Source organism: Streptomyces sp. MGP-P1, assembly GCF_057766565.1.
The window spans coordinates 640986-658391 of record NZ_JBYMEM010000007.1 but is presented as its reverse complement, the minus strand read 5'-3'; the positions used below and the strand labels follow the sequence as shown (position 1 = coordinate 658391).

The following is a 17406-nucleotide window of genomic DNA, read 5'->3' as shown; positions in this document are numbered from 1 at the left end:
CGATTTGATCGATCATTTTTGCCACGGCTCACGCGAAGTCTTCTCCCGAGCCGCCCCGGAGCCGGAAATCCAGTGCCGTACAGCGTCTGCCTGCGGAAACCGTGCGGACCGCCTGGCCGATCGCCTTACGGGAGCCGACCAGGACCACCAGCTTCTTGGCCCTCGTCACGGCCGTGTAGAGCAGGTTGCGCTGGAGCATCATCCAGGCGCTGGTGGTGACGGGGATGACGACGGCCGGATACTCGCTGCCCTGGGAGCGGTGGATGGTCATGGCGTACGCGTGGGCCAGCTCGTCCAGCTCGTCGAAGTCGTACCCGATCTCCTCGTCCTCGTCGGTGTGGACGGTGAGCTTCTGTTCGTCCAGGTCAAGACCGGTGACGACGCCGACCGTGCCGTTGAAGACGCCGTTCTCGCCCTTGTCGTAGTTGTTTCGGATCTGGGTGACCTTGTCGCCGACCCGGAAGACCCGGCCGCCGAAACGCTTCTCGGGGAGGTCGGGGCGGCCCGGGGTGATGGCCTGTTGGAGCAGCCCGTTCAGATTCCCCGCGCCCGCCGGGCCCCGGTGCATCGGGGCGAGAACTTGCACGTCGCGGCGGGGATCGAGGCCGAATTTGGCCGGAACGCGACGGGCCGCCACATCGACGGCGAGCTTGCCCGCTTCCTCCGTCTCGTCCTCCACGAAGAGGAAGAAGTCGCTCAGCCCCTCCGTGAGCGGCGGCTGCCCGGCGTTGATCCGGTGGGCGTTGGTCACGACGCCGGACTGCTGGGCCTGGCGGAAGATGCGGGTGAGCCGGACGGCGGGGACGGGGCCGCCCTCCGCGAGCAGATCGCCCAGCACCTCCCCCGCGCCGACCGAGGGCAGTTGGTCGACGTCGCCCACGAGGAGGAGGTGGGCACCGGGTGCCACCGCCTTCACGAGTTTGTTGGCGAGCAGCAGGTCGAGCATCGACGCCTCGTCCACGACGACCAGGTCCGCGTCCAGCGGGCGGTCCCGGTCGTAGGCCGCGTCCCCGCCCGGCTTCAGCTCCAGGAGCCGGTGCACGGTGGACGCCTCGGCCCCGGTCAGCTCCGAGAGGCGTTTGGCGGCGCGCCCGGTGGGGGCGGCGAGCACGACCTTGGCCTTCTTGGCCCGGGCCAGCTCGACGATGGACCGTACGGTGAACGACTTCCCGCAGCCGGGGCCGCCGGTCAGGACGGCCACCTTCCGGCTGAGCGCGAGCCGTACGGCCTGTTCCTGCTCGGGCGCGAGGGTGGCCCCCGTGCGGGTGGCGAGCCAGGCCAGGGCCTTGTCCCAGTCCACGTCCCGGAAGGCCGGCATGCGGTCCTCGCCGGTCTTCAGCAGGCGGCGCACCTGCCCGGCGAGGGACAGCTCGGCCCGGTGGAAGGGGACGAGGTAGACAGCGGTGACCGGTTCGCCGCCCTCGGGGGACGGCACCTTCTCCCGTACGACGCCCTCCGGATCGGCGGCCAGCTCGGCCAGGCACTCGATGACCAGCCCGGTGTCGACCTGGAGCAGCTTGACGCCGTCCGCGATGAGCCGCTCCTCGGGGAGGTAGCAGTGCCCCTGGTCGGAGGACTGGGACAGGGCGTACTGGAGGCCGGCCTTGACCCGCTCGGGGCTGTCGTGCGGAATGCCGACGGCCTGGGCGATCCGGTCGGCGGTGAGGAAGCCGATGCCCCAGACGTCGGCGGCCAGCCGGTAGGGCTGGTTCTTCACGACGGAGATCGAGGCGTCCTCGTACTTCTTGTAGATGCGGACGGCGATGGAGGTGGAGACCTCGACGCTCTGGAGGAAGACCATGACCTCCTTGATCGCCTTCTGCTCCTCCCAGGCGGTCGCGATCATCTTCGTGCGTTTGGGGCCGAGGCCGGGGACCTCGACGAGGCGCTTGGGCTGCTGCTCGATGATGTCGAGGGTGTCGACGCCGAAGTGGGTGGTGATCCGGTCGGCCATCACCGGCCCGATCCCCTTGATCAGCCCGGAGCCGAGATAGCGGCGGATGCCCTGGATGGTGGCCGGCAGCACGGTGGTGTAGTTCTCCACGGTGAACTGCTTGCCGTACTGCGCGTGCGAGCCCCAACGGCCCTCCATCCGCAGCGATTCGCCGACCTGCGCACCGAGCAGCGCGCCGACGACGGTGAGGAGGTCCCCGGCTCCGCGTCCGGTGTCGACGCGGGCGACCGTGTACCCGTTCTCCTCGTTGGCGTAGGTGATCCGCTCCAGGACACCTTCGAGGACGGCCATGTTGGACATGACCCGACGCTACCGGGTGGTGCTGACAGTGCGGTTCGCGGACCGGGACCGGCCCGTCGGGGAGACGGCGTGTGTCCGGCGGGTCGTTCCGTGCCCGTCGCGGGCCCGCCCCAGGTCTCGCGGCGCGCCGGGTCTTTCGGGGTGGGCTAGGCCCTGTCGTCGAACTCCCGTCGTCGCCCGGAGGGCGGCCCTGCGGGGTCAGGTGCGTGCTCTCGGCGTGCCGGGCTCACGTCCTCGTACTGGACGTACTCGGGCGTGGGCCCGGTGCGGCGAGAGTGCGTGCAGGGCGCCGCGGGGCAGACGGGAGTTTGACGACAGGGCCTAGGCGGCGCGGTCGTAGTGGAGGGGTTCTTCGGGGCAGCAGGGGTCGGCATCCCCGCACTCGGCGCCGGCGGTCGGGCGGTGAAGCCTCTTCTGGGCGGTCCGGAGAAGGGCCCAGGCGACGAACAGGACGGCGGTCAGCGCCCAGGTGACGACCCACCAGCCGGCCGTCGACCCCAGCATGGCCTCGGCGGCGGTCAGGACCATGGCGGCCGCGTGGGCCCAGCACAGCAGAATGCCTGCCCATCGGGTGGCGTGGTCGATCGTTCGAAGGCCGGCTCTCTCCTCCGGTCCGCCCTGTCCGTCCTGCTCCATGATCCCCCGCTTCGTCATGCGTCTCTTTTCCCGACCTTGACTGTTCATGCGTTCGAGTGCGCGGAACGGCGTCGTCCGGGGTTCACTTTCGGCCCCGCTTTGGTTGACGCTAAAACAGTTGCCGCAGGGCAAGAGAGAGACCGGATGAGGCCCATTCTGGGGCGAATAGGGTTCAGAAGTCGGCCGATTCTGATCGGTCTGCGTACCTCTGGTCGAGAGCGCATTCACATCTCGTGAAGAAGTCGTGGTGGTTCACGGAGTACCGGGGGCCGGGTCGCCGTCCCGGTACTCGTACGTCGGCGGAGTCTCCACGGTCGAGCCCAGCCCGCCGAGGAACTGCTCGACCCGCTGGATCTCCTGCCGGGGTAGGCGGCCATCACCTTCGCCCATCCGCTCGGAGCACGGGCCGAAGCAGGCTCTCAGCTGGGAGTCCCGCACCGGCCGGCGTTGAAGCGCGCCTTCTTCTGACGGTTGCCGCACGTGTTCATGTCGCACCACTTGCGCGTACGACTCTGGCTGGTGTCGAAGAAGGCGGCCCGGCAGGTCGGGGAAGCGCAGAGGGCCAGCTTTCCGTCCCGCTCGCCCGAGATGACGTCGACCGCGTCGGCGGCGATCACACTGAGGGCGTCCTCCACGGAGGAGGAGTCGAGCCGCCATCGCCGCTCTCCCCCGGGTGTCAGGACCGCCGCGGCCCGCCCCGCGATGCTGCGGTCGTCGATGACCTGAACCGCGGCGGCGGGCAGCGCCTCGTGCAGCGCGGCGGCTGTCGCGGCGGCATGGACCGACTCCCTCAACTCCCGGGCGAGGTCGAGCTGGACAGGGGTGCAGGAGTCCACGGCGAGGCCGTACACCGCCAGCCAGTCGATGAGCCGTTGCGGAACGGGGATGCGCTCCACGGCGTCGCCGAAACGCTCCGACAAGGTCCCGGTGAAGCTCGTCGCGAGCACGTTGCCGAGGCGGAAGTCAGGAAAGCCAGCACGCATGGAACCACCTTAGCCGGTTGCGACATCCACCTGGGGGCTGTTAGAACCGTCTAAGCCGGTTCACGATGAGTCGGCGTCGGTTCGGTGGCGGATCAGCACGGGTCCGCGGTGGATCGACGCCGGTCCCCACCATGGCCAGGAGGCCTCATGCCGCGCCCGACCAGTGACGTCCACGCCTACGAGACCCACGCGACCGACGCCGACCTCGACGATCTGCGGGCGCGCCTGGCCGCGGCGCGACTGCCGGAGGCCGAGACGGTCCAGGGCGCCCCGCCCGGCCCTCGCCGGTGGGATCAGGGCGTTCCGCTCGCCGACCTCGTCGATGTCGTGGAGTACTGGCGCACCGGGTACGACTGGCGGTCCTTCGAGAAGCGCCTCAACCGCATGGGCCAGTTCCGCACGGTCATCGACGGCCTGGGCATCCACTTCCTGCACCGCCGGTCCGCGCGCACGGACGCCACCGCGCTGCTCCTGACGCACGGCTGGCCGGGCAGCGTCGTCGAATTCCTGCACGTCATGGATGAGTTGGCGGGTCCGGAGGACGCGGAAGCGCCGGCGTTCCACGTCGTGGCCCCGTCGCTGCCGGGCTTCGGGTTCAGCGACCGGCCGGCCACCACCGGGTGGGGCACCGAGAAGATCGCGGCCACGTGGGTGGAGCTGATGGGAAGGCTCGGCTACAGCACGTTCCTGGCCCATGGGGGCGACTGGGGCGGCAACATCACCACGGTTCTGGGCGGCAGGTTCCCCGATCAGGTGCTCGGCGTCCACTCCACGTTCGCGGAGGCCCCACCCGGCCTCACCACGGACGGCCTGACGGAGACCGAACGAAGGTGGACCGAGGAGACCCACCACTTCTGGCGCCACCGCGCGGCCTACGCCAAGCAGCAGGCCACCCGGCCACAGACCACCGGCTACGCGCTCGTCGACTCACCGGTCGGGCTGCTCGCCTGGATCCTCGACAAGTTCGCCGAGTGGTCGGACACCGAGGACAGCCCGTTCGAGACGATCTCCCGGGACCGCATCCTCGACAACGTCACCCTGTACTGGCTGACGCGGACGGGTGCGTCGTCGGCCCGCATCTACTACGAGAGCCACAACTCGCTGGACCCCGAACTCCGGGTCGACGTCCCGGCGGCCATCACCATGTACCCCCGCGACATCGACAAGACGCCCCGCCCGTGGGCCCAGGAGCGGTACCGGAACATCGTGCGGTGGCGGTCTCCCGAGGCCGGCGGACATTTCCCGTCGCTGGAGATGCCCGAACTCTTCGTCGCCGATCTGCGGGAGGGCCTTGCGGCGGTGCTGGCCGCGCGCCGGTGAGCGGGTCACCGGTCACCGGTCACCGGTCACCGAGGGTCTTCGGCCGTTGCGCCTTCCTCCGCAGCCGTTTCGGGCCGGTCCGGCGCGAGCGCGTCGAGCCGCGAACCACGGCTCTCCGCGATGCGCCTGACCTGTCGCAGGGACTCGGTCAGCCGGTCGGCGAGGAACCGGACCTGTTGACCGGTAACGGTCTCCTCGCCGTTCAGTAGATCGGCGGCGTGCCCGAGGAGTTCGTCCGCCATGTCCAGTTGGATGCCCTCGACATCGTCGGCCATCCGCGAGACATGCCCGGTGCCGTCCCCGACGACGTAACAAGGCTTTCCGCCCGTGCCCGTCCACGGCAGCAGCCGCATCGCGGGGGCTTCGGCACGGTCGGCGTGTTCGCTGCTCAGCCTCATGCCACGACCCCGCTCACCCGGCCGAGGTGAACGCCGTGGGCTGCGATCAGCAGCGCCCCGCTCCGCATGCGCCGCCGCCTCGCCTCGGCCGCCCGCTCCTCGGCCACACGCCGCTCGTGCGCCACGAAGTAGGGGCGCACGAGCGGACTGTCCTCGCCGCGCGGAGGACGCTCGCCGGTGCGGTAGACGGTGGGGCCGCCGACGTAGGCGCAGGAGTAGGGGTAGAGGTACGGCTCCAGGAAGTGCCGTTTGCGCGATGCGGGGATCAGGAAGCTCAGCACCGGCTTCAGGAGCCGGGTGAGGGAGTGCTTCATGGGGCCTGCTTTCTCAGGGTGCGTCGAAGTGCGGAGGCCGCTTCTTTCTGTAGCGAACCCATCACAGAGTGAGGTCAAAGATCGCTACGCTTCCAGGGGGTCGGGCATGACAGCACACCGGTCAGGTCAAGGAGTTGCTTGCGGATGAATGCGAATGGCAGGCCGCGTACGGCACGGGAGAAGTACGGCGAGGAGCTGAAGCTGCGGCGCATCGCGGCGGGGCTGACGCAGGAGGCACTGGCCGATCAGGTCGTCTGCTCGCCGACGCTCATCAGCCACTTCGAGGCGGGACGGCGGCTGCCGAACCCGGACGACGCGCAGCGGATCGACCGGGCGCTGAACACGGACGGGTTCTTCGCTCGTTGGCTGGAGGACTTGGACCCGTATTTCGCTCACTACTTCGGACTGGTCGCCGAGTGGGAGCGACTGGCCACGGAGATCCGTCACTACGGGTCGTCGCTCATCCCGGGTTTGCTCCAGACGGAGGCATACTCTCGCGCCGTGTTCCAGGCGTACAGCCCGAATTTCCGCACGGAGGAGCTTGACGAACTCGTTGTCAGCCGCGTCAAACGGGGACGGATCCTCGACAAGCCATCAGCGCCCGTAACCTGGATGCTGCTCGACGAGAGTGCGCTCAGGCGCCGTGTCGGCGGACCGCAGGTGATGGCGGAGCAGTTGGACAAGGTGGCGGACATGGCCGACTCCGGTCGCGTACGCCTGCATGTGCTGACTCTGGCATCCGGGGCGCACGCGCTTCTGGAAGGCATGCTCTACCTGTTGTCCTTCGCAGAAGCGGCTCCTCTGGCCTATGTCGAAGGGGTTCACAACGGGCGCCTGTTGGATGATCCGGCCGTGGTTGATGCTTGCCACACCTCCTACACTCTCGCCCTGAGTGACGCGGCCCCGCGGGAAGAGTCGGTGGCGCTCGTCAGAAGCATCGCGGAGGAGCACAAACATGCACAGCACCAAGGCCGCCATCGCTGACGGTGCGGCCCTGACCGGATGGCGAAAGTCCAGTCACAGCGGCGGGGCCAACGGCGATTGCCTTGAGATCGCCGACGGCCACACCACCGTCCCCGTCCGCGACAGCAAGGCCCCAGCCGGCCCGGTCCTCGTCTTCTCCGCCGACGGGTGGTCGTCCTTCGTCACCGCGCTCAAGAGTGGGCATCTCCACGCCTGATCGGGCGGCCCCGCCAGCACCACGCGACCGGGGCCGCCGAGCCGAGGTCACGCCCGGGACAGGAACGCCGCTCGCAGATCCCGGTCCCGCAACAGCCTCAGAGTCTCTTCCTCGCCGTCAACAACAACGCCGCGGATCGATGGTCGGCTTGATGGAACATCGCGGCGAGTACGTCGGCGAGCGGACGGTTCCAGGCTGTTCTGACAGTCTGCGCCGCCTTGTCGTGCCGCCCTCGATCCGTGGCGGTGCGCCAGATTTCCACCGACTCCTTGGCAGTCTCGTAGGCGGTTCTACGTCCCTCGACGAGGACCCCACGCGTGTTGAGCCCGAACACCGCTATGGAAGCGTCTCCCTGCGGCGTCAGCCCCTTGTACTCGCCGATCGGCAGCACCAGGCGGAGGTGCTCCAGTGGTTCCTGAAGCGTGGGGTCGAGAAGGAGCGGACTACCGTTCTCCGCCGAGCGAGGGAAGATGTTCCGCTTCTGATTACTGTTGCAGTACGCGCAGGCCAACAGGTGGTTGAGCCACTCGAAGGTACGCAGCGGGGCGAGGCTCTTGGGTTCGAAGTGGTCGATGTCCGTGCCTTGGCTGTCACCGCAGTACATGCAGCGCTGGTGGCCGGGGGCCATGTCCGCAAGGGTGCCCAGAAGCCCCTCACGTACCCGTCGGCGGACGGTGGTGTGGGCCCACAGTTCGGCGGCTTTCTCCTTGCGGTCGACTTCGCTCGACTGCTCGATCTGTTCGGTGCAGGTCTTGAGATGAGCCGTCGTATCGGGGGGCAGTTGGGCCCGCTCCAGTCGGATCACCCCGCCTCGCCGCCCTCTCCGTCCCTGATCTCCTCGGCGATCCGGTGGAGTTGCGCGGACACCTCGTGGACACGTGCGGCCGGAGAACTGGTGAGCAGGTCCTTGAGCTTCTTGTAGCGCTCGACCGTCTCCGGTGCGGTGTCGCCCTCGTACACGCGGGACTCCAGCGTCATGAACTCGGCACGTCGGCGCTCGGCCTGCTCGGAGTACGGAGTGTCGAGCCCGAAGAGGTCGGAGAGCACCGCGTCGTCGCCGCTGCCGTAGACCACTCGCTCGTAGAGGTCTTCCGACACGACCTCGGGCGCGGCGTTCTCCTCCACCCCGGGCAGACGGATCAGGCCGCCGGGATCAGCGGCCTGGCAGATGTACGGGCTGTGGGTCGTCACGATGAACTGGATGTTCGGGAAGTGCTCGGTCAGCCAGGGGCCGATGCGGCGCTGCCAGGAGACGTGGAGGTGGGCATCGATCTCGTCGATGATCACGACACCGGGCACCTGGAGAGGGCTGGGGCCGTCGCCGCCATCAGCCCCGACGAACGCGTCGTCGCCGAACGCGTCATGGATCTGCTTGAGCAGGTCGACGACGAGCGCGGCCACTGTACGGAATCCGTCGCTCATCTCCCGCAACGGATACCTGTGGCCGTCGCGGGTGACCCACAGCCCTTCGGAGTCGACGTCCTCCACCCGGTAGCCGTCGGGGAGCAGCCCGTGGCCGAGGACCGACAACGCTGCCTGTTTGAGTGCTGCGGCCCCTTCCCGGTTCTCCAGCGCGCGCAGGTGCTGCTCGATCAGCCAGGCGACGCCTTCGGCAAGCGAGGCGTCCTCGTGGAACAGGCTTGCCTGCCTGGCCACCGGACCCGATGCCAGCATCAACCGCTGGACCTCTCCCGAGCCCCCGGCCATGCGCCGGAAAGGCCCGTACGCGGCGCAGAACCAGCCCACCGGGTTGTCCGCCCAGGGGCCGCGTTGAGCGGGGGTGGCGCTGGTGGTGTCGGGGTCCTGCCGGATGCCCTCCAGGGCCGGCTGGGCGCTCTTACGGCTGCTCATGACTTCCGCCGGGGCGGTCCAGCGCAGCCCCGCCCAGAAGTTGGTCTGGGTCCGTCCGGAGAAGCTGAACTTGTCGAAGCTCGCGTTCCTCACGATCTTCGCTCGGGCCGAGCCGGTGGCCTGCCCCCGCGACATCCAGTTCTCGAACCCCTGGACGAGGCCACGTGCCGCGACCGGCCCGCTGAGGGCCAGGACCAGCGCCCGGAGCAGCGACGTCTTTCCCGAGCCGTTCCGTCCCGCGAGGACCGTCCAGCCGGCGTGCGAACCGTCCGGGCGGGTCAGGGTCAGGTCGACGACGCGCGGGCCGTGGAACGACTTGATGTTCTCGACGCGCACGCGGGAGACATACATGGATGGCGGTTCCGTCCGGTGTGGGAGGTGCGGGGCGGGCTGTTCCGGTTCCGCGTCGGCAGCTACTCGTCCATGTTGTTCCCACCCTGTTGCCGCCGCCGCTCGGATCGCTCAGGCGGTCGAGTCTACGAGACCTGATGCGGCACGGGCCGCCGCTCAGCCCATGCTCGCCGCGACCTCGCTGCGGAGCTGTGGCAGCTTGTCGTGGAGTACGCCCGGGCAGAGGGTGTCGCCGAAGTCCTTGTGCCCGTAGATGCGGCTCGGCGCGATGCCGTACTGGGCGCAGGTGTACGCGCAGAGCGCCACCAGGACCTCCCACTGGGCCCGGGGCGGCTGTGCGCCGTCGTGGTACGCGCCTTCGTTGGCGATGCCGACGCCCGCTCCGTTCTGGCCGGAGGTGTGCGCGCCCAGGACGAAGTCCCTGCCGGTCCGCAGCGTGCTGAGGCTCTGGTGGCGGCCCTCGGTGATCCAGCCGCCCCGGCTGACGAGGAAGTGGTAGCCGGTGTCGGTCCAGCCGTTCTTGTCCATGTGCAGGTCCTGGACCCAGTGGGCGTGTTTGTGGGCCTGGGCGCGGGAGACGTCGGAGGTGTTGGCGCTGACCGTGTGGTGGACCACGATCATGGTCGGCCGCTTTCCCACCAGCTCGACCGGGCTCCGCGGCGGGCGGGCGTTCCACCGGGACGTGCCGTCGATGTCCGGTTCGACGGCGTCGAGGGCATGGGCCGTGCCGGGTAGGGCGACTGCCGCCAGGCCGCCGGCACCGGCGAGCAGGACGTGGCGGCGGGACGGCTGCGGAAGGTTCACGGCGGGCTCCTCGCGTGTGCGGGCAGGAGGTAGGGACAACGGCGGCGACTGCGGCGGGTGGCGGCGGTACGGCCGGGTGAGCCGCCGTGCTCACCCGGCCGTCGCGAGGGCGGGCCCTTACGCCGTGTTGTTGGCGAGCGCCTGGAGCCGGGTTATGGAGCCGTTGAACTTGTTGCGGTCCACGTCGCCGGAGACCCCGGCGACCCGGCCGGTGGCCGTGTACTGCCAGATCGTCCAGGTGGGGAAGCCGCTGGGGATGCTGGGGCTGCTGGTTCCCCAGTGGGCCACCCAGAGAGGCGACTTGGCGGCCATGCCGGTCCAGCTGCCGGTGCAGGTGTTCCACCAGCTGGCCGTCGTGTAGATGACGACGTCCCGGGTGGTGCGCGCCTTGTACGTGTTGTGGAAGTCGTTGATCCACGTGCGCATCTGGGTCGTGGAGAGGCCGTAGCACATGGCGCCGTACGGGTTGTGCTCGATGTCCAGCACCCCGGGGAGGGTCTTGCCGTCCTTGGACCATCCTCCGCCGTTGCCCGCGAAGTAGCCCGCCTGCGTCGCGCCGTTGGAGACGTCGGGGCGGGCGAAGTGGTAGGTCCCCCGGATCAGGCCGGCGTTGTAGGAACCGGTGTAGTTCGCGCTGAAGCGGCTGTCCTTGAAGGACGTGCCCTCGGTGGCCTTCATGTAGGCGAAGTCGATGCCCGCGGCCTTCACCGAGCCCCAGTTGATCGCCCCCTGCCAGTGGGACACGTCGATGCCCTGGACGCCGCTGGTGTCCATCGGCGTCACGCCGCCCGCCGCCGAGGACGCCGGGCCCTGCTCGATGCGGGTCCCCGCGCCCATCCACGCCTGGCCGGACCGGACCGGCTCGTCGGGTGCGGGCGGCGCGGCGGCGGCCGTGCCCGGGGCGGTCAGGATCAGCGCCGCGGCGCTGCCGAGAGCTCCTGCGAGCAGAGCCCCTCTGGATCTCTCGAGTCGGCGGGACGGAGAACGGTACGCGGGCATAGCCACCTCCGGGCACGTTGACGGGAAGAGATCCATGGCATCCCATCGCCATCCGCTTGCCATCCGATTACCGGACGCCATGGACATGACATGAGTAACGCACGGGTGGAGAAAGGCGTAAAGAGGTCGTGCGGTCTAGACCAGTGTCGCTACGGCCCACCTGCGAAGACGTCGTCGCAGCGGCGAGAAGTTTCACTCCTGAAGGCCTCCGGCCCTCGATCCCGCCCCATAGGCGCATCCGGGCAGCCAGAGGCGCGGGCCGGACGGCGACCACCTCTTGCCCCCAGTACTCAAATTTGACTACGCTGCACGCATGACCGAGACGACCATCCCGATGCTGCCCTGCCGTACCTCGCTGATCGAGACCACCGTCGACTTCTACACCGCCCTGGGCTTCGAGACGACGTCGCTCCAGAAGAGCCCGTACGCGTACGCCGTCGTCGAACGGGGATCGGTCGAGCTCCAGCTGTACGGCATGAAGAAGTACGAACCGGCGTCCTCCCACTCCGGGTGTTATGTCCTCACCGAGGACGTGGACGGCCTGCACGCGGCGTTCCGGGCGGGCCTCAAGGAGGCCTACGGGCGCGTCCCGGCGCGGGGGCTGCCGCGCATCGGTCCGCTGAAGGACATGTCGTACGGGGTGCGCCAGTTCCTGGTGACCGACCCGACGGGGAACACGATCCGGATCGGGCAGCCGATCAGCGAGGACCAGAGCCACCGGCCCGCACCGAAGGAGACCTTCGCCCGCGCCCTGCACATGGCGGATCTCTTCGCGGACTCCAAGCAGGATCTGCCGGGCGCGGCGAAGATCATCGACCGGGCGCTCGGGCTGACGGACGAGCACCCGACTCCGGTGCAGAGGCTGCGGCTTCTCGTCCTGCGCGGGGACATCGCGCAGCGGACGGGCGACGGGGAGCGGGCGGCGGGGCTGCTCGAAGAGGCCGCGGGGATCCGCCTCGGGGCCGAGGAACAGGAGGCCGCCGCCGACACCCTGGCCAGGCTCGCCGAACTGCGGAGCTGACGCCCCGGCCCGGGCGGAGGGGGGTTCCACGGTCCGTGCGGCGCGCCGCCGGCCGGGTCCGCCCGCACCGCGCCCGGCTCACCTCGGCGGGTCCTCACCCGTCAGGCCGTCGACCGACTCGCGGATGAGGTCGGCGTGGCCGACGTGGCGGGCGTACTCCTCGATGAGGTCCAGGAGGATGCGGCGGAGGTTCGGGCGTTCGCCGCCGCGCGTGACGTGGGCGCCGAGCTGGTCCAGGCCGCCGCCCGCGCTCAGTGCCGCGTCGACGACGGCCCGGGAGCGGGCCGCCGATTCCCGCCAGAGCGCGCGCAGTTGCTCAGGGGTGTCCTGGGCGGCGGAGCGGTAGGCCCAGTCGGGGTCACTGTCCCAGTCCACCGCGGCCCACGGGGCGCCGACCGGAGTTCCGAGCCACAGGCGGGCGAAGTGGCTGTCCTCCACGTGGGCCAGGTGCTTGAGCAGGCCGCCCAGCGTGACGGCGGACGCGCCGACCGTGGTGTTCAGTCCGGCGGCGTCCAGGCCGGAGCACTTCCAGGCGAGTGTGGCCCGCTGCCGCTCCAGGGCGCCGAGGACGGCTGCCGCCTCGGTGCCGGCGAGGGGCGGCTCGGGCCAGGCTTCCGCCGCGCTCTCCGGCATGGCTTCCGCTGTCTTCTCCGTCATGGCCGAACGGTAACGCGGGGCCGAGGAAGCGAAATGGGGCCCGGCCTCGCGGCCGGACCCCCCTCGCTTTCCCCTCCCGTCGGGCCTTCCCGTTCCCCCCGGACCCCTCCCCGGAAGTCCCGACGCCATGTGTGACACGGGAGGGTACGCAAAGGTTGCACCCCTTGACGATCTCTTTACCCGAGGCCCCGCGCGCGGCTCTCAGCAGGCGTGTTGCACGAAGCGCTCCGCGACTTCCGCCAGGGCCTCCGCCCCGTCGCGGGCCCACAGTGCCTCGTTGAAGATCTCCACCTCGATCGGGCCGTCGAAGCCGGCGGCCTCCACATGGCGGCGGAACGCGCGGAAGTCCACGCTGCCGTCGCCCAGTTGGCCCCGGCCCAACAGGACGCCCGCCGGGAGCGGGGTGATCCAGTCGGCCAGCTGGAAGGAGTGGATGCGGCCGCCCACACCCGCGCGGGCGATCTCGGCCGGGGCCCGGTCGTCCCACCAGAGGTGGTAGGTGTCGACGACCACGCCGACCTGCTCGGCCGGGAAGCGTTCCGCGAGGTCCAGGGCCTGACCGAGCGTGGAGACGACGCAGCGGTCGGAGGCGTACATCGGGTGCAGCGGCTCGATCGCCAGGCGGACGCCGCGCGTCGCCGCGTACGGGGCCAGTTCCGCCAGCGCGTCGGCGACCCGCTCCCGGGCCCCGTGCAGATCGCGGCTGCCGGGCGGGAGGCCGCCGGAGACCAGGACCAGGGTGTCGGTGGACAGGGCCGCCGCCTCGTCGATCGCCGCCCGGTTGTCGTCCAGGGCACGGGCGCGGGCCGCCGGGTCGAGTGCGGTGAAGAAGCCGCCCCGGCAGAGGCTGGTGACGGTGAGCCCGGCATCGGCCAGGAGCCTGGCCGTGCGCTCGACGCCGTACGCCTGTACCGGGGCCCGCCACAGGCCGACCTTGCCGATGCCCGCCTTGACGCAGCCCTCGGTCAGCTCGGGCAGCGACCACTGTTTGAGGGTCTCCTGGTTGAGCGAGAGGCGGGAGAGGTGGTCGTCGCTCATCGTGCGCCTCCGTGGACCGCGAGCAGGGAGCGCATCCGGTGTTCGGCCAGCTCCGGGTCCGGGAACAGGCCCAGGCCGTCGGCCAGTTCGTACGCCTTCGCCAGATGTGGGAGCGAGCGCGCCGACTGGAGTCCGCCCACCATCGTGAAGTGGTCCTGGTGGCCGGAGAGCCAGGCCAAAAACACCACACCCGTCTTGTAGAAGCGGGTCGGCGGCCGGAAGAGGTGGCGGGAGAGCTCGACCGTGGGGTCCAGGAGGGCCCGGAAGCCGTCCACGTCCCCCGTGTCCAGCACCCGTACCGCGTGCGCCGCCAGCGGGCCCAGCGGGTCGAAGATGCCCAACAGGGCGTGGCTGAAGCCGCGTTCGTCGCCCGCGATGAGTTCCGGGTAGTTGAAGTCGTCGCCCGTGTAGCAGCGCACCCCTCCCGGGAGGCGGCGGCGTACGTCGATCTCGCGCGCCGCGTCCAGGAGGGAGATCTTGATCCCGTCGACCTTGTCGGGGTGTTCGGCGATGACCTTGAGGAAGGTGGCCGTGGCCTCGTCGAGGTCGGCGCTGCCCCAGTAGCCCTCCAGGGCCGGGTCGAACATCGGACCCAGCCAGTGCAGGACCACCGGCTCCGACGCCTGGCGCAGGAGGTGGGCGTACGTGGCGAGGTAGTCCTCGGGGCCCCGCGCGGCGCGGACCAGCGCGCGGGAGGCCATGAGGATCGGCTGGACGCCGTTCTCCTCGGCCAGGGCCAGCTGCTCCTCGTACGCCGCCGTGACCTCGGCCAGGGTGGGCGCCGGGTCGGCGGACAGTTGGTCGGTGCCGACGCCGCAGGCGATCCGGCCGCCCACCGCCTTCGCCTCGGCGGCCGAGCGGCGGATCAGTTCGGCGGCGCCCGCCCAGTCCAGGCCCATGCCGCGCTGCGCGGTGTCCATGGCCTCCGCGACGCCCAGGCCGTGCGCCCACAGGTGGCGGCGGAAGGCGAGCGTGGACTCCCAGTCGACGGCGGCCGGGTCGTCCGGGCTGATGTCCGCGTACGGGTCCGCGACCACGTGCGCCGCCGAGAAGACCGTACGGGAGGTGGGGGCCGACGCTCCCGGCGCGAGGTCGAGCGGTGTGGCGCGGGGCGTGTAAGGGCCCTGCGGGAGGTGGATGGTCATGTCAGCGGCCTCCGGAGCCGCGCACCGGTGGCGCGGGTCACAGGGTCAGCTCCGGGATGTCGAAGCGGCGGCCCTCGGCGGACGACTTCAGCCCCAGCTCTGCCAGTTGGACGCCCCGGGCGCCGGCCAGCAGGTCCCAGGCGTACGGCTCGTCCAAGACCACATGGCGCAGGAACAGCTCCCACTGCGCCTTGAAGCCGTTGTCGAACTCCTGGTTGTCGGGAATCTCCTGCCACTGGTCGCGGAACGACTCGGTGACCGGGAGGTCCGGGTTCCAGACCGGCTTGGGGGTCGACGAGCGGTGCTGCACGCGGCAGTTGCGCAGGCCGGCGACGGCGGAGCCGTGGGTGCCGTCGACCTGGAACTCGACCAGCTCGTCGCGGTTGACCCGTACCGTCCAGGAGGAGTTGATCTGCGCGACAGCCCCGCCCGCCAGTTGGAAGATGCCGTACGCGGCGTCGTCGGCGGTCGCGTCGTACGGCTTGCCCTGCTCGTCCCAGCGGCGCGGAACGTGCGTCTGCACATGGGCCGTTACGGAGGTGACCTGACCGAACAGCTCGTGGAGCACGTACTCCCAGTGCGGGAACATGTCGACGACGATGCCTCCGCCGTCCTCGGCGCGGTAGTTCCACGAGGGGCGCTGGGCCTCCTGCCAGTCGCCCTCGAAGACCCAGTAGCCGAACTCCCCGCGCACGGACAGGATCTCGCCGAAGAAGCCGCCGTCGATCAGGCGCTTCAGCTTCAGCAGGCCCGGCAGGAAGATCTTGTCCTGGACGACGCCGTGCTTGATGCCCGCGTCCCGGGCGAGCCGGGCCAGGTCGAGGGCCCCCTCGACGTCCGTGGCGGTCGGCTTCTCGGTGTAGACGTGCTTGCCCGCCGCGATCGCCTTCTTGATCGCCTCCACTCGGGCCGAGGTGACCTGGGCGTCGAAGTAGACGTCGATCGTGTCGTCCGCGAGGACCGCGTCCAGGTCGGTCGACCACTCGGTCAGGCCGTGGCGCTCGGCGAGCTCCTCCAGGGCGTGGGCGCGGCGGCCGACGAGCACGGGCTCGGGCCACAGCACCTCCCCGTCGCCGAGATCCAGGCCTCCCTGCTCGCGGATCGCGAGGATCGAGCGCACCAGGTGCTGCCGGTATCCCATGCGTCCCGTGACGCCGTTCATGGCGATGCGCACTGTCCTGCGTGTCACGAAGGTCCCTCCATACAGCCGTAGCAAGCGCTTTCTATCGGAGATGACGCTAGCCTGCCGACAGCGGCCGGACAAGAGGGGGCCGCGCGTGATCTCACGGAGGACAGCGATGACAGTCACCCTGGCGGATGTGGCGGCCCGCGCCCGGGTGTCCCCGGCCACCGTCTCGCGTGTGCTGAACGGCAACTACCCGGTGGCGGCGTCGACCCGGGAGCGGGTCCTGCGCGCGGTGGACGACCTGGACTACGTGCTCAACGGGCCCGCGAGCTCGCTCGCCGCGGCCACCTCGGACCTGGTCGGCATCCTGGTCAACGACATCGCCGACCCGTTCTTCGGGATCATGGCGGGGGCGGCCCAGACACAGATCGGCGGCCCCGGGGACGGTTCCGGACGGGCGGGCGGCGAGAAGCTGGCCGTCATCTGCAACACCGGCGGCTCCCCGGAGCGCGAACTCACCTACCTCACCCTCCTCCAGCGCCAGCGCGCCGCCGCCGTCGTCCTCACCGGCGGTGCGGTCGAGAACCCGGCGCACCAGGCGGCGATGTCCGCGAAGCTGGCGAAGCTCGCGGACGCGGGCACCCGGATCGTCTTCTGCGGGCGACCCCCGCTGCCCGAGGGCGACGCGCTCGTCGCCGCGCTCACGTTCGACAACCGGGGCGGCGGGCGCCGGCTCGCCGAGCACCTCATCTCGCTCGGCCACCGCAGGATCGGTTACGTCGCCGGGCCCCCGGAGCGCACCACCACCCGGCACCGGCTGGAGGGCCACCGGGAGGCGCTGCGCGCCGCCGGCCTGGCCGCCGCCCCGGGCGAGGCCGACGGGGGCCGAGGCTCCGACGACCAGGAGCTGCTCACCGTGCACGGCCCCTACGACCGGCGCTCCGGCTACGAGGCCACGCTCGAACTCCTGCGCAGGGCACCGGACGTGACCGCGATCGTGGCGGCCAACGACACCGTGGCGCTGGGCGCGTGCGCGGCCGTACGGGACCAGGGGATGCGGATCCCCCAGGACATCTCGGTCGCGGGCTTCGACGACCTGCCGTTCTCGGTGGACGCGGTGCCGGCCCTCACGACGGTGCGGCTGCCGCTCTTCGAGGCGGGCGCCCGGGCCGGGCGGCTGGCGATGGGCAAGGAGAACCCGCCGCCCGGCGGCATCGCCACCATCGCGGCCGAGCTGATGATCCGGGGTTCCACGGCCGCGCCTCGGGGGTGAGCCGACGGCCCGGCGGGGTCCCGGGGGTCGGGCGGCCTCGGGGCTCCCTCAGGGCC

At 70.5% G+C, this 17406-nt stretch carries 19 protein-coding genes; 5 read left to right on the top strand and 14 right to left on the bottom strand.

Annotated features, from left to right (window positions below):
- Positions 1-28: 28 nt before the first annotated feature.
- The 4 genes from recD2 to AC3CH1_RS24575 form a co-directional block, all read right to left on the bottom strand.
- On the bottom strand, positions 29-2254 hold the full coding sequence (recD2, locus tag AC3CH1_RS24590; RefSeq protein WP_488464914.1) for an SF1B family DNA helicase RecD2: 2226 nt from the start codon (positions 2252-2254) through the stop codon (positions 29-31).
- A gap of 321 nt (positions 2255-2575) precedes the next feature.
- Positions 2576-2908, bottom strand: coding sequence for a hypothetical protein (locus AC3CH1_RS24585; protein WP_488464913.1), 333 nt, complete (start codon positions 2906-2908; stop codon positions 2576-2578).
- Between the two features lie 234 nt (positions 2909-3142).
- A complete protein-coding gene (locus tag AC3CH1_RS24580; RefSeq protein WP_488464912.1) occupies positions 3143-3280 on the bottom strand; it encodes a hypothetical protein in 138 nt (45 codons plus the stop codon).
- Between the two features lie 29 nt (positions 3281-3309).
- Entirely contained in the window at positions 3310-3873 is a 564-nt protein-coding gene (locus tag AC3CH1_RS24575; protein WP_488464911.1) for a CGNR zinc finger domain-containing protein, read from the bottom strand.
- A 147-nt stretch (positions 3874-4020) separates the two neighbouring features.
- On the opposite strand from AC3CH1_RS24575, the gene AC3CH1_RS24570 reads away from it, so the two are divergent.
- Positions 4021-5193 (top strand): epoxide hydrolase family protein, encoded by a 1173-nt coding sequence (locus tag AC3CH1_RS24570; protein WP_488464910.1) that lies wholly within the window; start codon positions 4021-4023, stop codon positions 5191-5193.
- Between the two features lie 26 nt (positions 5194-5219).
- Here the strand turns inward: AC3CH1_RS24570 and AC3CH1_RS24565 are convergent, their stop codons facing one another.
- Together AC3CH1_RS24565 and AC3CH1_RS24560 are read right to left on the bottom strand one after the other, a co-directional pair.
- Complete coding sequence (locus AC3CH1_RS24565) at positions 5220-5591, bottom strand: hypothetical protein (protein ID WP_488464909.1); 372 nt, start codon at positions 5589-5591, stop codon at positions 5220-5222.
- A complete protein-coding gene (locus AC3CH1_RS24560; RefSeq protein ID WP_488464908.1) occupies positions 5588-5905 on the bottom strand; it encodes a hypothetical protein in 318 nt (105 codons plus the stop codon). The genes AC3CH1_RS24565 and AC3CH1_RS24560 overlap by 4 nt, the downstream gene beginning before the upstream one ends.
- Positions 5906-6049: 144 nt before the next feature.
- On the opposite strand from AC3CH1_RS24560, the gene AC3CH1_RS24555 reads away from it, so the two are divergent.
- Together AC3CH1_RS24555 and AC3CH1_RS24550 are read left to right on the top strand one after the other, a co-directional pair.
- A complete protein-coding gene (locus AC3CH1_RS24555; protein WP_488464907.1) occupies positions 6050-6889 on the top strand; it encodes a helix-turn-helix domain-containing protein in 840 nt (279 codons plus the stop codon).
- Positions 6861-7085, top strand: a complete 225-nt coding sequence (locus AC3CH1_RS24550; RefSeq protein WP_488464906.1) for a DUF397 domain-containing protein — start codon at positions 6861-6863, stop codon at positions 7083-7085. The genes AC3CH1_RS24555 and AC3CH1_RS24550 overlap by 29 nt, the downstream gene beginning before the upstream one ends.
- 97 nt (positions 7086-7182) lie before the next feature.
- Here AC3CH1_RS24550 and AC3CH1_RS24545 read toward each other — a convergent pair whose 3' ends face one another.
- From AC3CH1_RS24545 to AC3CH1_RS24530, 4 genes are all read right to left on the bottom strand, one after another.
- On the bottom strand, positions 7183-7890 hold the full coding sequence (locus AC3CH1_RS24545; RefSeq protein ID WP_488464905.1) for an HNH endonuclease: 708 nt from the start codon (positions 7888-7890) through the stop codon (positions 7183-7185).
- Positions 7887-9287 carry an AAA family ATPase gene (locus tag AC3CH1_RS24540; RefSeq protein ID WP_488464904.1) on the bottom strand — a complete coding sequence of 467 codons (1401 nt, stop codon included), beginning with the start codon at positions 9285-9287 and terminating at the stop codon, positions 7887-7889. The genes AC3CH1_RS24545 and AC3CH1_RS24540 overlap by 4 nt, the downstream gene beginning before the upstream one ends.
- 156 nt (positions 9288-9443) lie before the next feature.
- The gene (locus AC3CH1_RS24535; RefSeq protein WP_488464903.1) at positions 9444-10091 is read right to left on the bottom strand and encodes a peptidoglycan recognition protein family protein; all 648 of its coding nucleotides are present in this window, start codon (positions 10089-10091) and stop codon (positions 9444-9446) included.
- A gap of 117 nt (positions 10092-10208) precedes the next feature.
- On the bottom strand, positions 10209-11090 hold the full coding sequence (locus AC3CH1_RS24530) for a lysozyme (RefSeq protein ID WP_488464902.1): 882 nt from the start codon (positions 11088-11090) through the stop codon (positions 10209-10211).
- Between the two features lie 313 nt (positions 11091-11403).
- Here AC3CH1_RS24530 and AC3CH1_RS24525 point away from each other — a divergent pair, with 313 nt between their 5' ends.
- The gene (locus AC3CH1_RS24525; protein WP_488464901.1) at positions 11404-12111 is read left to right on the top strand and encodes a bleomycin resistance protein; all 708 of its coding nucleotides are present in this window, start codon (positions 11404-11406) and stop codon (positions 12109-12111) included.
- Positions 12112-12189: 78 nt separating this feature from the next.
- On the opposite strand, the gene AC3CH1_RS24520 is transcribed toward AC3CH1_RS24525, so the two are convergent.
- The 4 genes from AC3CH1_RS24520 to AC3CH1_RS24505 all read right to left on the bottom strand — a co-directional run bounded on the left by AC3CH1_RS24520 (position 12190) and on the right by AC3CH1_RS24505 (position 16140).
- Positions 12190-12744 carry a DinB family protein gene (locus AC3CH1_RS24520; RefSeq protein WP_488466729.1) on the bottom strand — a complete coding sequence of 185 codons (555 nt, stop codon included), beginning with the start codon at positions 12742-12744 and terminating at the stop codon, positions 12190-12192.
- A gap of 225 nt (positions 12745-12969) precedes the next feature.
- Entirely contained in the window at positions 12970-13806 is an 837-nt protein-coding gene (locus AC3CH1_RS24515; RefSeq protein WP_488464900.1) for a sugar phosphate isomerase/epimerase family protein, read from the bottom strand.
- The gene (locus AC3CH1_RS24510; protein WP_488464899.1) at positions 13803-14951 is read right to left on the bottom strand and encodes a dihydrodipicolinate synthase family protein; all 1149 of its coding nucleotides are present in this window, start codon (positions 14949-14951) and stop codon (positions 13803-13805) included. Before AC3CH1_RS24510 ends, AC3CH1_RS24515 begins: the two co-directional genes overlap by 4 nt.
- A gap of 37 nt (positions 14952-14988) precedes the next feature.
- Complete coding sequence (locus tag AC3CH1_RS24505; RefSeq protein WP_488464898.1) at positions 14989-16140, bottom strand: Gfo/Idh/MocA family protein; 1152 nt, start codon at positions 16138-16140, stop codon at positions 14989-14991.
- A gap of 109 nt (positions 16141-16249) precedes the next feature.
- Between AC3CH1_RS24505 and AC3CH1_RS24500 the strand changes: the two genes are divergently transcribed.
- Positions 16250-17350 (top strand): LacI family DNA-binding transcriptional regulator, encoded by a 1101-nt coding sequence (locus tag AC3CH1_RS24500; RefSeq protein WP_488464897.1) that lies wholly within the window; start codon positions 16250-16252, stop codon positions 17348-17350.
- Positions 17351-17406 lie beyond the last annotated feature (56 nt).